Genomic DNA, 14,730 nt, shown 5'->3' on the forward strand with positions numbered 1-14,730 from the left:
TCAGTGCCGGGCCCTCGCCTCGCGCAGCTCCGGGAAACGCTGCTGAAGCACCGCGAAGCTGCCGAAGAGCAGGCCGCAGTACGTGAGGTCGCCGAGCACCGTGCCGCCAATGAAGGGAAGGCCTGCCGCATAGCAGGTCATCAATCCGCCCAAGTCCTGTGCATACGTTGGATTGCCCGGCCAGCAGGCGAAATTGGTGATTAGGAAGAAGATCGCCGAAGCGGCCAGGCTGCTTCCGATGATGCGCGCAGGGCTGATCGTGCGCAAGGTGAGCATGCCCATCAGCGCGATCAGGGCGAAGGATCCATACATCCAATACCAGCCCTGATCGAGCCAAGTGAAGCGCTCGTAGTGCTGGTTGTAGACGAAATTATTGAGCAGCAGATCGCTCAACCAGGTGGCAGCCAGTGGGATCCCGATCGCCAGCGCCCGGCTTTGGAACACGGCGGCGCCGAAAAGCGCCATCGCGCTGATGGGTGCGAAGTTGTACGGGTGCGGGATCACGCGGCTCGCAGCGGCCGCCAGGATGAGCGCGACAATGATGAGGTTGCGGAACTGCTGATTGCTCATGGGCACGGTGTTCAAGCGGCAAAGAACGTAAGGATGACCCTATCCTCGACGCGGATGGGTAACGAGCGTCATGCCGGCAACCGGCAAGTCCGCGATCTTAGCGGCATGCAGAAGATCATGTTCGTGGTCGTCCTCGGGGCCTTGGCGGCTTGCGGGCCCGAGCGGGAGACCATCACGCCAGTGGCCGGCCCCATCACCGAAGCGGTCTATGCCAGCGGTATCATCAAAGCACGCGACCAGTACCAGGCCTTCCCCGCGGTGAACGGCATCGTAGCCGAGGTGCATGTGCAAGCCGGCGATAGCGTACGTGCCGGTGATGCCCTCTTCACCATTGACAACCGCGCCACCAGTTTGGGGACGCAGCGCGCCGAGCTCGCCTTGGAGCTGCTGCGGCAGAACGCCAGTGTGGGTTCGCCCGTGCTTGAGCAATTGCGCCTTGCCGTGGAACAGGCCCGAACCCGGCTCGCCAACGACAGCCTGCAATTCGCCCGGCAGAAGGCCCTTTGGGACAAGCAGATCGGGAGCCGCGCTGAACTCGATAGCCGCGAGTTGGCCTATTCCTCTTCGCGCAATGCATGGCTCACGGCGCAAAAGGCGCACAGCGAGACGCGAACCCGACTCCGCAACGAGCTTCGCCTGGCCGAGAACGAGCTGGCCTTGCGCCGTTCCGCCGAGGGAGACCATACTGTGCGGAGCCTCCTTGATGGCCGCGTGTACGACGTGCTCATCGAGCGCGGTGAGCTGGCCAACCCGCAGCGGGCACTGGCCACGGTGGGCCGCGCCGATGCCTTCCTGATGGAGCTGCAGGTGGATGAGTACGACATCGTACGCGTGAAACCCGGGCATGACGTGCTGATCACCATGGATAGTTACAAGGGCCAGGTGCTCGAAGGCACAGTGTCGCGCGTGGATCCGCTGATGAACGAGCGCTCCCGCACCTTCACCGTGGAGGCCATCTTCAAGCAAGCGCCACCGGTGCTCTACCCCAACCTCACCGTGGAGGCGAACATCGTGCTCGCCCGGAAGGAGCGTGCGCTCACGATCCCTGCGGCCTACCTCTTGGATGAGCGATACGTGCTGGTGGGCAAGGATGAGCGCCGAGAGGTGCAGGTGGGCCTAAGGGACATGCAGCGCGTGGAGATCCTCTCCGGCATCGACGGCACCACGGCGATTCTTCTCCCTTAGGCGATGATGAACCGGCTGCTCCTGAGCATCTCCGTCACCCTGCTGCGCGCCCGCATGCGCCAAAGCGTGGTCGCGGCGGTTGGCGTGGCCATGAGCATCGGCATGTACATCGCGCTGAGCGGCTTCATGAACGGCCTCAACGGATTGCTCGACGGCCTCATCCTCAATCGCACGCCTCACATCCGCATCTACAACGAGATCCGTCCAGCGGACCAGCAGCCCTTGGAGCTCCTGCCCCTGCTCCAGCGTTCGGCAGGCGAGGATGTAGCGCACCCGTTCATCAACCGGATCAAGCCCAAGAGCGATAAGCTGGCCGTGCGCAACGCGCCAGGCATCATCGATGCGCTACGGAAGGATCCGCGCGTGGATGGCATCGCGCCCAAGGTGACCGCCCAGGTCTTCTTCAATGCCGGCACCATCGAGGTGAACGGCGCCATTCAGGGCATAGATCCCTTGGAAGAGGACCGGCTGCTCCATTTCAGCGACTACCTGCTCGGCTGCTCCGTGCAGGATATTGCCGCCAGCGCAAACGGCGTGGTGCTGGGCAAGGGCCTTGCAGATAAGATGCGCGCGGGCCTGGGCGATGCGGTGCAAGTCTCCACCATCTCCGGCGACCGCTTCACGCTGAAGGTGATCGGCTTCTACCAGAGCGGCATGGCGGACTTCGACAACGTCACCTGCTTCGTATCACTGTCCACCGCCCAGAACCTGCTGGCCAAGCCGCGCAGCTGGATCACCGACATCCAGGTGCGCCTGAGGGACCTTGCAACGGCCCCGGCAATGGCCAAGGAATACGCGCGCCGCTTCGACGTGGATGCGCTCGACATCCAGACCGCCAACGCGCAGTTCGAGACCGGCAGCAGCGTGCGCAGCCTCATCAGCTACGTGGTGAGCGTGGTGCTCCTGCTCGTGGCGGGCTTCGGCATCTACAACATCCTCAACATGATGATCTACGAGAAGCTCGACAGCATCGCCATCCTCAAGGCCACGGGCTTCAGCGGCGGCGATGTGCGCGTGATCTTCATCAACCTCAGCATGATCATCGGGGCCTTCGGGGCGGCCACCGGGCTGCTGCTGGGCGGGCTGCTCGCCATGGGCATCGACCGCATCCCATTCCACTTCGATGCGCTGCCCACCATGACCACCTACCCGGTGGACCACCATGTGAAGTACTACCTCATCGGCGTGGCCTTCGCGCTCGTCACCACCTTCATCGCCGGGCTCTTCCCCGCGCGCAAAGCCAGCCGCGTTGACCCGGTGGAGATCATCCGCGGCAAATGAGATGAGCAACGGCGATCCCATCATCGAGGCACGTGCCATCACCAAGTCGTTCCACGACCCGGTGGAGACGCAAGTGCTCAAGGGCGTTGACCTGCGCGTGATGCGCGGCGAGTTCGCGAGCGTGATGGGCAAGAGCGGCTGCGGCAAGAGCACCTTGCTGTACATCCTCAGCACCATGGACACGGACTACGCGGGCGAGCTGCTCCTCGACGGCGAGCGCATCACCGGCGCGCCGCACGAGCACCTGAGCCGCCTGCGCAACGAGAAGATCGGATTCGTGTTCCAGTTCCATTACCTCATCCCCGAGTTCAGCGTGCTGCGCAACGTGATGCTGCCCGGCCTGAAGCGTGGCCTGCTCAGCGAGCGCGAGGTGGAGGAACGGGCGATGGCCCACCTGGCCACCATGGGCGTTGCGCATCAGGCGCGCAAACTCGCGAATCAGGTGAGCGGCGGCGAGAAGCAACGCGTGGCCATCGCGCGCGCCCTCATCAATGAGCCGCTCATACTCATGTGCGACGAGCCCACCGGCAACCTCGACAGCCGCAACAGCGACATCGTCTTCGGCATCTTCCAGGCGCTGGCTGCCAAGGGCCAGAGCCTACTGGTGGTGACGCATGACGAGGACTTCGCGCGGAGGACGGACCGCATCATCACCATGGACGATGGACGGGTGAGCGATCAAGGCCACCGGTAATGCTAGCAATCAAACCTTCTCCATCTTCGTACTGTCGTAGAGGACCATGAGAAGACACACACTCGTACTTGGCGCAAGCCTAGGCCTGATCTCGGCAACGGCCCAGCCAACGCTCCTGCCCTCCATCGGCATCGGCGCCATGCCCGCCGACAACGACCCCATCTGCACGCTGCCCAGCCAGACGCCGCCCATCACCAGCTGCGGCAGGCCTGAAGGCGAGAGCGCAGCCGATTTCACCCTCTACGACAAGGATGGGAACACCTTCAACCTGGAGGAAGCCCTTTTGCTGGGCAAGCCCGTGCTCATGATCAGCTGCAGCTACACCTGCCCGGTGTTCCGCAACAAGGTGCCGGTGATCAACGAGGTGGTGGACCTCTATGGAAGCCAGCTCACCACCATCATCGTGTACACCCCAGAGGCGCATCCCTACCTCGACATCAGCCCCTATTTCGGCGCGGTGAACACGGGACAGGAGAATATCAATGCAGGCATCCTCTACGAGCAGCCCGAGACCTATGGCGACCGCAAGGCCGTGCTGCAGGCGCTGCTGGACAGCATGCAGATCGATGCACCTATCTACCTCGATGGGCCGTGCAACAACTGGTGGAATTACTACGGTCCCCAGCCCAACAATGCCTACTTGATCGATACCGACGGCAGCATCTTCCGCCACCACGATTGGCTCCACAGGAACGACGACGATATCTACTGCGACATCGATTCGCTGCTGGGCCTTCCGAGCGAGTGCACGCAGGACTTCGGCGGCAGCTTCACCGTGCAGAGCGTGAGCAACGATACCATCTGGGGAGACGCCGGCACCACCATCACCGGCCACGCCACGCTCGCGAACCCCACCGCCGAGGATTGTCTGGTGCGGATCGTGAAGCTGCAAGTGAACATGCCTGCGGGCTGGACCAGCTCCCTCTGCGCCGATGTGTGCTACCTGCCCGACGTGGACACAGCACTGGTTGAATTGCCCGCGAACAGCACGATGGATTTCTACTACTATTTCTACACCACCGGATCCGGAACGGGCTACACGCGGGTCGGATTCCGCAACGAGAGCAACACCGACAACAACTTCATCCGGAACTATTGGGCCGTTGCCAGCGATGCGAATGCGATCGCCGAATCGGGTGACGAGACCGACTGGAAGGCGTTCCCGAATCCAGCCATGGATCAGGTGGGCTTCACCGGCATGCCACCGAATACGCAAGTGGAATGGCGCGACATGACCGGACGGCTCGTGCAGCGCTCTTCTGCGGCGACTATGAGCACTGTGACGCTCGCGAAGGGCGTGTATTTGCTGCGGCCAATGTGGAATGGGGCTGCGTTGGGGAAGAGCATCCGGTTGATGGTGCAGTAACGCGAACCAGCTAGCCCCGGCTAACGCGCCCGGGCCGTGCGCGCTCCCGGGTCAAAAGGCGCTGGTTCTACGAGAGCGCGCCGGCTTCATATCGGACCATCACCTCCTCCAGCGGCTTGCGCGATAGATCAGGCACCTGGCAATCCGGAGCGGCATGGCCGATGGGAATGAGCAGGAAGGCGCGCTCGTTCTCTGGGCGTTGCAGCACGCGGGCCAGGAAGTTCATCGGGCTGGGTGTGTGCGTGAGCGTGACCAATCCGGCGTTTCGCGCCGCGGCCAGCAGCATGCCGCTGGCAATGCCCACGCTCTCGTCAACGTAGTAGTGCTTCTTCTTCCTGCCATCGGCTTTGATGCCGTATGCCTTCTTGAAGACCACGATCAGGCAGGGAGCGATCTCGAGGAATTCCTTGTGCTCATCGGTGCCGAGCGGCGCCAGGTCCTCCAGCCATTCCGCGCTCATGCGGCCGTTGTAGTTCTCGCGCTCTTCTTCCTCCGCCGCTTCGCGGATGGCGCGCTTGATCGCGGGGTCGGTCACCACGCAGAAGGTCCACGGCTGCATGTGAGCGCCGCTCGGCGCAGTGGCGGCTGCACGGATGATGCTGTCGATCACGGCCGGAGCGATCGGCTCATCGCTGAAGTGGCGCACGCTGCGCCTTCCATTCAGCAGTTCATGGAACGCTCTTGAACGCTCGATCATCTCCGCCGCCGGCAACCGTTGCGGACGGTAGGCGACGGTCTTCAGCATGTTGTTCTTCTCCATGCACGCAAGATCGCCGATCCGCGCAGTGGCTCAATGCGCCACAACGAGGCGCACCGCCGAGGCGTTCGCAAGCTGCACGGAGTAAAGGCCTGCAGGGATGCTCGAAACATCCAGGATGAAGCGGCCATCAGCAAGGCTGAAGGGAACAGGCACGGTCCTTCCCATTGCATCCCGGACCAATGGCGAGCTGCGATCAGCACCAACCGCATCGATCACCGCCGCATCATTCGCCGGATTCGGATGAACCAAGGGGGCCGGCAAGGAGGCCACGGTCTCGCCCACACCGGTCGAGAAGTCTGCAGCACCCAACGCCTTGGCCTGATAGACCTCACCCTGATCCTCGCCCACGAAGGCCACCACGTTGCCGTTGGCGATGTCCCATTCCAACGGCACGGTGAAGGAGTAGCTCATCTGATGCAACGTGCCGACGTCCTGTCCGATGAGCTCATCGCCCCACAGCGGTGAGATGTAGCTGCGCAGGACATGCTGGTGCGAATAGGCCGGGTGCGCACCGTTCATGTAGTCCTGTTGGTAACCGATGATGCCATCCTCGGTGAGCAGGACGTGCAAGCGGTCGTTCGCCCCGGAGCCCGTGCTGGTGTAGTAGGCTTCCACCTGCACCGTGAGCTCGCGCGTGGCGTCGTCGAACTGCGCGGCAAGGCCCACATTCACCGGTGAGGCCAGTGCGAGCACGTTGCTCGTGGCGGCGCCCCATACCGTGCGTGCGAGCACGGTGTTCCCGTTGTGCGGACGGCGGTTCACCAGCCCCAATGGCTGCGCATTCACGCCGAACTGGCTCCAGATGGCTGTCCCGAAAGTGGTACGGAAGTCAGGCTGGCCCGAGCCGGGGTTGGCCAGACTGCCGCCATGCACATTCACCACCACGAGGTCGTCGCCATGCGTATTCACCAAGCCGGCAGCGGTGGCATGGCCCAAGGGACAATTGCCGCAATTGATCGCGGTGAATTCCTCGAGCAGCGCGGTGCGGTCCTGCGGCTGGGTGGAGACAAGTGTTTGCGCACTAAGCGCAAAAGGGAGGACGGAGAGGAGGAGTGCGGTGCGCATGGTGCTGGTTGAAGGGCGTTGTGGGCTGTTGGCCATGGAGTCGCCCAGGGCCCCACGACCTGACATGCACAGAGGATCCTCGCGGAATGAGCACGTAGAAGGCCATCACAACTCCAACTTCACTCCCGTTGGACCGATGCTCAGCGGTGCATTGTTCAACCGGGCGCTCGGCTTGCCGTTCTCCAGCTTCAGCACACCCCTTGGGCAAACGCTGGCGCAGAGGCCGCAGCCCACGCAACTGGCGCGCACGATGTTCTCGCCACGCTGGGCATAGCTGCGCACATCGATGCCCATCTCGCAATACGTGCTGCAATTGCCGCAGCTGATGCACTGACCGCCGTTCGTGGTGATCCGGAAGCGCGAGAAGAAGCGCTGCTGCAGTCCGAGGATCGCCGCCATGGGGCATCCGAATCGGCACCACACGCGCGACCCCATCAGCGGATAGAAGCCCACGCCGATCACCCCGCTGAAGGTGGCCCCGATGAGGAAGCCGTACCACTCGCGCAGCGGATAGGCTTCCATGAAGAAGAGCTGCGACCTGCCGCCGATCCATGCGGTGACCGCCACCAGGACCAATGTGCCCAGCACACCCACGAGCCCCCAACGCACCGCGGGCTGCAGTTCCTTCAACATGCCCGGCCGCACGAGCGCCACTACCGCCAGGCCACCGAGCACCAGGGCCAGCAGACCGGTGAGCATGCCGCGCGTGACGAAGAAGCCGCTGCCATCGCCGATGTAGCTCCATACCACGGCCGCTGTCATCACGATGGCGAACACCAGGACGCTGTGAATCAGCCAGCGCTCGACTTTCCATGCGCGCAGGCTTTTATCGCTGAGCTGGCGGAACGGATCACCGGCCGTCTCGGCCAGTCCGCCGCAGCCGCACACCCAGGAACAGAACCAGCGCTTGCCGAAGAAGTAGGTGAGCAGCGGCGACACCAGGAAGATCATCGCCACGCCGCTGAAGAGGATGAAGAGGCCGAAGCCGCCGCTGTTCAATAGCCCGCGAACGCTCCACTCATCGAAGAAGTAGTAGTTGAGCGGCCACATGTTGGCGAAGTTGTGGTAGGGGTAATTCAGCCGTTGCAACAACTCAGGGATGAGGAAGGCGAAGCCCAGCTGGAAGAACATCACCGAGCAGGTGCGGATGATCTGATAGCGGCTGTGGCGATGCTTCAGGATGAATTTGAGGCCCATCGCGAGGATGGCGAACGTGTAAAGCGCTCCGTACACGAACCATTGCGAGGCCGCGTTGCCACTGAGCACGCGGCTCAGCGGATCGAAGAGCGCGACGATCCCGCGGTTCGCTTCGCCATCCATGCCCAGGCCGAGCTGGGCAGGGAAGAAGTAGAGCAAGACGTAGAAACCCGTGAGCACGATGGCCAGCACCCAAGCGGCCGCGCCACGCGCGCTCAGGCGGCTGTGCCAAACGCCATCGTTGCGGATCCCGGCGGGCCGCGAGAGGTAGCTGCGGCGCATGTAGATCGCGGCACCCACGGACATCAACAGGAGACATGCCAGCAGCCAAGGAATACGTCCCGGGATGCTCTCCATTGGAATGGTCACGAACAGGCCGAGCACGCCGAATGCGGTTAGGGCAAGGGCCAACCGTTGCTGCCCGTCGAGCACGCCGCTGTGCGCTGCGGCAATGGAAATGCTCTGGTCCTTGTGGCTCATGGATCCCTTATGCGTGCATTGCACTGTTGCGCTTGAAGGAGATGGCGATCGCCTTCACATGCTGTGCGAAGAACTCCGGATCGAAGTTGGCCTCGCGCAGGTGCTCCACCAAATGATCCACGCTCACGTCTTCGCGCAACCAGCGATCAAAGACCTCGTGACGCAGCCGCATGCCGAAGGCGTTCACGCCGATGAAGCGGCGGTCCTCTTCGTTCCACACCAGGTGCAGCGCGAGGCGGCCATCCGGGTGTTCCCAGTAGTACTCCGCCTGACCGGGCATCAGGCGGTTGCGCACCCAGCCGTAGGTCTGGTACTCGATGTCGAAGAACTTGGCGCTGTTGAACCACGGACCGGGCGCGTAGGCCGTGCGCTCATCGGTGATCGTGCGCGCCACTGTGGCTCCCATCATGCGGCCCGTGTACCAGACCTGCTCCACCGAGCGGCGCTCCGGATCGGGATGCTTGCGGAACTGCGCGCAATCGCCTGCCGCGTACACCACGGGCACGCTCGTCTCCAAGTACTCGCTCACCAGCACACCGCGATCGCATGCGATGCCGCTGTCCTTGAGGAAGGCGATGTTGGGTGATACGCCCGTGGTGATGCCCACGAACTGGCACACGATTTCTTCGCCGCTCTTGGTCACCACCGAGCGCACGCGGCCATCGGCGCCCGGCAGGATGCTATCCAGCTCCGTGTTGAAGCGCAGGTCCACGCCGTGCTCCGCGATGTGGCGGCCGATCAGCTTCGCCTCCTGCTGCGGGAGCACACCGCCCCAGAAGAGGTCTTCGCGCACGAGGAAGGTGACTCCTATGCGTCGGCTCAGCAGCATCTCGGCCATCTCCACGCCGATGAGCCCTCCGCCCACGATCACCGCACGGCCGATCCCTTTGGTGTCCCTCTCCATTGATTCCAGATCCTGCAAGCTGTAGAGCCCTTGCACGCCCGGAAGATCCTGCCCAGGCCAGCCGAACTTGTTGGTACGCGATCCGGTCGCGATCAACAGCGCATCATAGGCCATGGTGCCCCCATCCTCGAAGGCAACGCGCTTCGCGGCGGTGTCCACGCTCTTCACCCACGCGCGCTTCAGCTCAATGCGGTTCTTCGCCCAGAAGTCGTCCGCATATGGCTTGATGTCTTGGTAGCGCATATGGCCCATGTACACATACATGAGCGCCGTGCGGCTGAAGAAGTGCGCGCTCTCGCCGCTGATCACCGTGATGCGCGCATCGCTGCGCTTGCGGATCTCCCGCGCCGCCGTGATCCCGCTGATCCCATTCCCGATGATGACGACGTGCTTCATGCGATCTTCGGTGCGAAATGCGCGACGATGGTCGAGGGCTGATGGTGAACCTGACGGGGATGATCCTCCTTGCGGCTTGTTTGAGCAACGGAGATGCGAGCGAGCATCGGCCGGTGAAGGTGGAAACTCCTGCGCGCGTTCCTATCACGCGCGCCGATACTTCCATCAACACCATCCAAGGCCTCAGCTTTTCGGCCCCGCCAAGCCCCGTTGAACAGGCCGTCTTCGACAGCATCGCCGCGATGGGTGCCGAGTGGGTGGCCGTGGTGCCTTACGCCTACGGGCCTGGCGACAACGAGAACTTGTTCTGGGAAGGCGAACGCTGGCAATACTGGGGAGAATCGGAGGCAGGCATCACGGAGCAGGTGCGCATGGCCCGGTCCGCGGGTCTCCAAGTGATGTTGAAGCCGCATTTGTGGCTGGGACATGGTGAGTTCACGGGCAACTTCGTGCCGGCCGACCCGGACGCTTTCGCGTCGAGCTACCTGGCCTACCTGATCACGTACGCCAGGATCGCAGCGCGTGAAGAAGTTGAACTCCTATGCATTGGCACGGAGCTCCGGAAGTTCACCGAAGCGCGGCCAGCGTTCTGGACCACGTTGATCGATTCGGTGCGATCGGTCTACAACGGCATGCTCACCTATGCGGCTAACTGGGACGAGGTGAGCCACGTACCGTTCTGGCCTGCGCTGGACCTCATCGGCGTGGATGGCTACTTTCCGCTCACTTCTGCAGCCACGAGCAATGCGGACACCATCGCGATGGGCTGGACGAAGCACACGGCCATGCTCGCAGAACTTTCGCAGCGCCACGGGCGACCTATCCTGTTCACGGAGGTGGGCTACACCTGCACGAGCAACTGCACCGTGGAGCCGTGGAAGGAGGATCGAAGCGCTCCGCGCGACGACGATGCCCAGGCCGCGGCACACAAGGCCTTTTTCGGCGTACTGCCGGGCCAACCCTGGTACGCGGGCTGCTTCGTATGGAAGTGGTTCGCCGATGGCGGGAAGCACGAAATGAGCGCGAATGGCTTCAGTCCGCAAGGCAAGGCCGCAGAGCGCGTGCTGCGGGAGGAATTCGGTCGGGAATGACCGGGACCTGGATCAACGCTTGCCGTTCAGGCGCCAATCGTAATCCAGGTGCTTGATGGTCGCATCAGCAGGGATGGGCGTGCGTGCGTAACGATTGATGTACGCCGCCAGGCTTCCCTTCTTCGTGAAGTCGCCCTTGAACCAATTGAAGATCTCGCTGAGCTGAGGTTCGCCTCCGAGCACGTTGCGCTTGGGGTCGTTGATGAAACGGCGAGCGGCATCATCGAGCTGCTTATCCAGGCCGTCCGCCGTGAACGCCTTGTTCCAGAGCTGCGGGCAGGAGAACGAGGCGCACACGATGGCGAAATGGATGCGCTCGTCACCCAGCTTCTCGCGCAGCTCCTGGTGCTCCACCTGATCGAGGTTCGTGCGTGCACCGTTCAGGCTGAAGAACTTCTTCTTCCAAGGCTCGTTGATGTCCTTGATGCTCTTCACCGTGGGGTGGTCGAGCATGAGGCGGATGGTGAAGGCGTTGTAGGCGTTGATCCAGAAGGCGAGGCGCTCGTTCCGCGGCCAGGTGTCCACGGCCTTCGTCGCGCTGAGCTTGCCGAGATATTCGGCCAATCGCGCATCCTTGCCGAAAGCTCCATAGTCCACCATGCCATCGGCGCTCACATGCGCTTGAAGGAGCGAGTTCCAGAGCGCGTGGTCGAAAGCAGCTTGAACTTCCATTGGCGCGGGTTCCGCTTCCACCAGTTGCCCGCTCTTCGGAACTGCGCCGGTCGGCGCCTGGACCTCCATAGGGATCACCATGGGCACTTCTTGGAGCGGAACTTCAGGATCCGTGTCCGGTGCGCTATCGTGCCGCATCGCTGCAGGCCCAGCATTGGATGGCATCGGCGCATTGGATACCGCAGATGGCGCGGCTTGACAGGAGGCGTTGAGGCAAGCGACGAAGGCGAATGAGGTCAGTCCGTTCAGGTTCATGGGGTGATCGGTGTCCAGTCGTAGGTGGTGAAGCGGATACGCGGCCGTGCCGCTGAAGGTATCGTGCCAAAGCGCCGAAGCAGCGCGAGCATGCCAGCGCTGCCTCCGAAATCGGCTCGGTACCAGTGCAGCAGCGGCGGGACTTCCACGGTGTTCGTGCCAGGGTCGAACCGTGCGCCCGTCTCCAGATAGGCGGCCGTGGCCCGTTCAAGCTGTTCCTCCAAGCGCTCGCCGGTGCAGAAGGCGATAGGCGGACAACTGGCAGCCCCGCAATTCAGCGCGAAGTGGATGCGCGGATCCAATGGCAGGCGGAAGCGCTTCACGAAGCGCGAGGCGAACGGATCGCGCAAATAGCCGAAGCTCCACCACGACCGACCTCCGCGCAAGACGCCGTGCTCGATGTCGTTGAGCGAGAGCGTGTATCCGGCGATGTGGATCATACGACGGGTGTAATGCTTGGCACGGGCCATGCGCGAACGCAAATCCACGGGACCGCCGCGCAGGGCGATGAGCGCGAAGGCGTTGTAGAGATTGATCCAAAAAGCTCGGGCACGTGACTCTGAACGCAGCGTGGAGGCGAGCTCTCCCTCATTCACGCTGGCCAGGAGCGCGAGCGGGCTTGAAGCGTCCGAGCCGTTGCGAGCCGCGAGGAGCAGGTTCTCATCCACTGATCCGATCGTCATCGCCGGAGAGGTCGCTGACGGGGTGATCCCCTTACATGTGATGCACCATCGAACTGAGCCCAAACCAATGAGCAGCGATCCTGTGCCGCGCGCCTTCACGGGAGCCGCACTTGGCCAAGGTCATCGGCCGTATCCACGTCGCGGAGCACAGGCAGCAGATGATAGCTGCGTCCGTGCAGCACCAGGTCGCTGGCGGTATGCGCGAACACCGTAGGACCGCTCCATTGCTTCTCGGCGAAGAGCGCATCGAGCGGAGCATTCAGGCCCAAGAGGTAGTAGCCGCCATCGGCCGACGGCCCCAACACCGCATCGTACGCGCCCAGGGCGGCGAAGGCATCATCCAACAGTTGCGTGCGCACGCCGGGCAGATCACTCCCAATGATGATGATGGGTGCATGCCCTTCGGCGAATCCTTGTCCGAAGGCATGCCGCATGCGCGCGCCGAGGTCACCCCTGCATTGCGCCCTTGCTTCAAATCCAAAAGGCGCAGCAAGGTCGTCACCGATCAAGGCCTGCGAGTACCAGGCCTGCCTGCGCGCTTCCACCTTCGATGCTTCGCGCAGCGTGTGCGTGAGAAGGCGCTCGTAGATGCGCAACGCTCCAACATCACCCAGGCTCGCTGCCAACCGCGTCTTCACCTTGCCCAGGACGGGCTCGCGCAGGAAGAGGATCAGCAAGGGCTTGCTCATGCCGTGGCCCCTCCGCAGCTACTGCCCGCGCCTGCCGTGCAGCCGTAGCAATGCCTGCCGGTGACGATCGCCCGGCCCACCACGCTCGCATCGGACAGGTCGCGGATATGCCGGGGCATGCCTGCGCTCAAAGGCAGCTCCAGCATCTGGTTGAAGTCGCAATCATAGAGACCGCCATCGTAGCCCACGCTGATCATGCTGCGGCACATCACGCCCATGGTGGCAGCGGGATTGAAGGCGCTGATCAAGCGCTCCATATAGGCTGTGTACCTCTCCGTGCGCACCAGGTAATCGAGGTAGCGGCTGATGGGCATATTGGCGATGGCGAAGAGGCTGTTGAACACGATGCCGTGCCGGTCGCGCAGCTCCTTCTTGAACTGGCGCTCCAGTTCCTCCTGCGGCCCTGGGAGCAAGGTGCCCCCCGGATTGTAAACGAGGTTCAGCGTGAGGCCGCTGCCATCGGCGCCATAGCCCACTGCGTTCAGCATCCTCAAGGCTTCGATGCTCTTGGCGAAGACGCCCTCGCCGCGCTGACTGTCGGTGCGGTTCGCGGTGTAGAAGGGCAAGGAGCTCACCACTTCAACCCGGTGCATCCGGAAGAACTCAGGCAGGCCGTGGTACTTCTTGTTGGCGAGGATGATCGTGAGGTTGCAGCGCACCATCACATGCGCGCTGCGCGCCCGCAGCTCCTCCACGAACCATCTGAACTCCGGGTGCATCTCAGGTGCGCCGCCGGTGAGGTCCACCGTGCGCACGCCATGCGCCTCCACCGCTCGAAGGCAATGCTCCATGGTGGCGCGGTCCATCCTCTCCTTGCGGTCGGGACCGGCATCCACATGGCAGTGGGTGCAGGTCTGGTTGCACATCTTGCCGATGTTCACCTGCAGCGTATCGAAGCTCGCGGACTTCAACCTCCCCAGACCAGCCTGCTTCAATCGCCCGTCAAAGAGCGGTCCAGGGCCAGCAGGGTCCTCCAGCAATTCCACTTGTCGCGCAGCGGCGCTGAGCGGATGGTGCTGCGCGTTCAGCGACTTCATCCTCCGGTGAGTTCCTTCACCTTGTTCATCATCTGCACGCCATGCACCAGGCTGCTGCCGGAACGGATCGCGGCGGCCACGTGCACCGCTTCCATCATCTGCTCCTCGCTGCAGCCCTTCTCCAGCGTATCAGCGGTGTAGGCATCGATGCAGTACGGGCATTGCACCGTGTGCGCCACGGCCAGTGCGATCAAGGCCTTCTCTCGCGCAGTGAGCGCTCCTTCCTTGAAGACTTCGCCATAGTAGCTGAAGAACTTGTCGCCAAGCTCCTTCTGGAACTCGGTGATCTGGCCGAACTTCTTGAGGTCGGCGGGCTTGTAATAGGTCTCGTCCATTCTCTCGCAGCGATTGGTTCGTTCAATGTTACCTGCCGATCAGGGGGTCCGGTCCGTTGTGCTTCGTGCC

15 protein-coding genes are annotated in these 14,730 nt (G+C 62.9%); 5 read left to right on the top strand and 10 right to left on the bottom strand.

The genetic code is table 11. From position 1 onward, the window contains the following. Entirely contained in the window at positions 1 to 570 is a 570-nt protein-coding gene (locus IPM12_02065; protein MBK9146586.1) for a hypothetical protein, read from the bottom strand. A gap of 105 nt (positions 571 to 675) precedes the next feature. Here IPM12_02065 and IPM12_02070 point away from each other — a divergent pair, with 105 nt between their 5' ends. From IPM12_02070 to IPM12_02085, 4 genes are read left to right on the top strand one after another with little or no spacing between them, the layout of a single operon-like run. Continuing rightward, complete coding sequence (locus IPM12_02070; GenBank protein ID MBK9146587.1) at positions 676 to 1,755, top strand: efflux RND transporter periplasmic adaptor subunit; 1,080 nt, start codon at positions 676 to 678, stop codon at positions 1,753 to 1,755. A gap of 3 nt (positions 1,756 to 1,758) precedes the next feature. Further along, the gene (locus IPM12_02075) at positions 1,759 to 3,036 is read left to right on the top strand and encodes an ABC transporter permease (GenBank protein MBK9146588.1); all 1,278 of its coding nucleotides are present in this window, start codon (positions 1,759 to 1,761) and stop codon (positions 3,034 to 3,036) included. Position 3,037: 1 nt separating this feature from the next. After that, positions 3,038 to 3,730 (top strand): ABC transporter ATP-binding protein, encoded by a 693-nt coding sequence (locus IPM12_02080; protein ID MBK9146589.1) that lies wholly within the window; start codon positions 3,038 to 3,040, stop codon positions 3,728 to 3,730. A 46-nt stretch (positions 3,731 to 3,776) separates the two neighbouring features. Beyond that, complete coding sequence (locus IPM12_02085) at positions 3,777 to 5,096, top strand: hypothetical protein (protein MBK9146590.1); 1,320 nt, start codon at positions 3,777 to 3,779, stop codon at positions 5,094 to 5,096. Between the two features lie 67 nt (positions 5,097 to 5,163). Here the strand turns inward: IPM12_02085 and IPM12_02090 are convergent, their stop codons facing one another. The 4 genes from IPM12_02090 to IPM12_02105 form a co-directional block, all read right to left on the bottom strand. Then, positions 5,164 to 5,841, bottom strand: coding sequence for a nitroreductase family protein (locus tag IPM12_02090; protein ID MBK9146591.1), 678 nt, complete (start codon positions 5,839 to 5,841; stop codon positions 5,164 to 5,166). 45 nt (positions 5,842 to 5,886) lie between these two features. Then, positions 5,887 to 6,921, bottom strand: a complete 1,035-nt coding sequence (locus IPM12_02095; protein MBK9146592.1) for an Omp28-related outer membrane protein — start codon at positions 6,919 to 6,921, stop codon at positions 5,887 to 5,889. Between the two features lie 105 nt (positions 6,922 to 7,026). Beyond that, positions 7,027 to 8,598: a 4Fe-4S binding protein gene (locus tag IPM12_02100; GenBank protein ID MBK9146593.1), complete on the bottom strand. Its 1,572-nt coding sequence runs from the start codon at positions 8,596 to 8,598 to the stop codon at positions 7,027 to 7,029. A gap of 7 nt (positions 8,599 to 8,605) precedes the next feature. Next, positions 8,606 to 9,898, bottom strand: a complete 1,293-nt coding sequence (locus IPM12_02105; protein ID MBK9146594.1) for an FAD-dependent oxidoreductase — start codon at positions 9,896 to 9,898, stop codon at positions 8,606 to 8,608. A gap of 59 nt (positions 9,899 to 9,957) precedes the next feature. Between IPM12_02105 and IPM12_02110 the strand changes: the two genes are divergently transcribed. Further along, positions 9,958 to 10,989, top strand: a complete 1,032-nt coding sequence (locus tag IPM12_02110) for a glycoside hydrolase (protein ID MBK9146595.1) — start codon at positions 9,958 to 9,960, stop codon at positions 10,987 to 10,989. Between the two features lie 12 nt (positions 10,990 to 11,001). Here the strand turns inward: IPM12_02110 and IPM12_02115 are convergent, their stop codons facing one another. The 5 genes from IPM12_02115 to IPM12_02135 form a co-directional block, all read right to left on the bottom strand. Next, complete coding sequence (locus IPM12_02115) at positions 11,002 to 11,916, bottom strand: DUF547 domain-containing protein (protein ID MBK9146596.1); 915 nt, start codon at positions 11,914 to 11,916, stop codon at positions 11,002 to 11,004. After that, positions 11,913 to 12,599 (bottom strand): DUF547 domain-containing protein, encoded by a 687-nt coding sequence (locus IPM12_02120; GenBank protein ID MBK9146597.1) that lies wholly within the window; start codon positions 12,597 to 12,599, stop codon positions 11,913 to 11,915. Before IPM12_02120 ends, IPM12_02115 begins: the two co-directional genes overlap by 4 nt. Positions 12,600 to 12,694: 95 nt before the next feature. Further along, positions 12,695 to 13,288, bottom strand: a complete 594-nt coding sequence (locus IPM12_02125) for a TIGR04282 family arsenosugar biosynthesis glycosyltransferase (GenBank protein ID MBK9146598.1) — start codon at positions 13,286 to 13,288, stop codon at positions 12,695 to 12,697. Further along, entirely contained in the window at positions 13,285 to 14,325 is a 1,041-nt protein-coding gene (gene arsS / locus IPM12_02130; GenBank protein ID MBK9146599.1) for an arsenosugar biosynthesis radical SAM protein ArsS, read from the bottom strand. The genes IPM12_02125 and arsS overlap by 4 nt, the downstream gene beginning before the upstream one ends. Continuing rightward, complete coding sequence (locus tag IPM12_02135) at positions 14,322 to 14,660, bottom strand: carboxymuconolactone decarboxylase family protein (protein ID MBK9146600.1); 339 nt, start codon at positions 14,658 to 14,660, stop codon at positions 14,322 to 14,324. The genes arsS and IPM12_02135 overlap by 4 nt, the downstream gene beginning before the upstream one ends. Positions 14,661 to 14,730 lie beyond the last annotated feature (70 nt).

It is taken from the genome of Flavobacteriales bacterium, from assembly GCA_016716605.1.
GTDB lineage: Bacteria > Bacteroidota > Bacteroidia > Flavobacteriales_F > PHOS-HE28 > PHOS-HE28.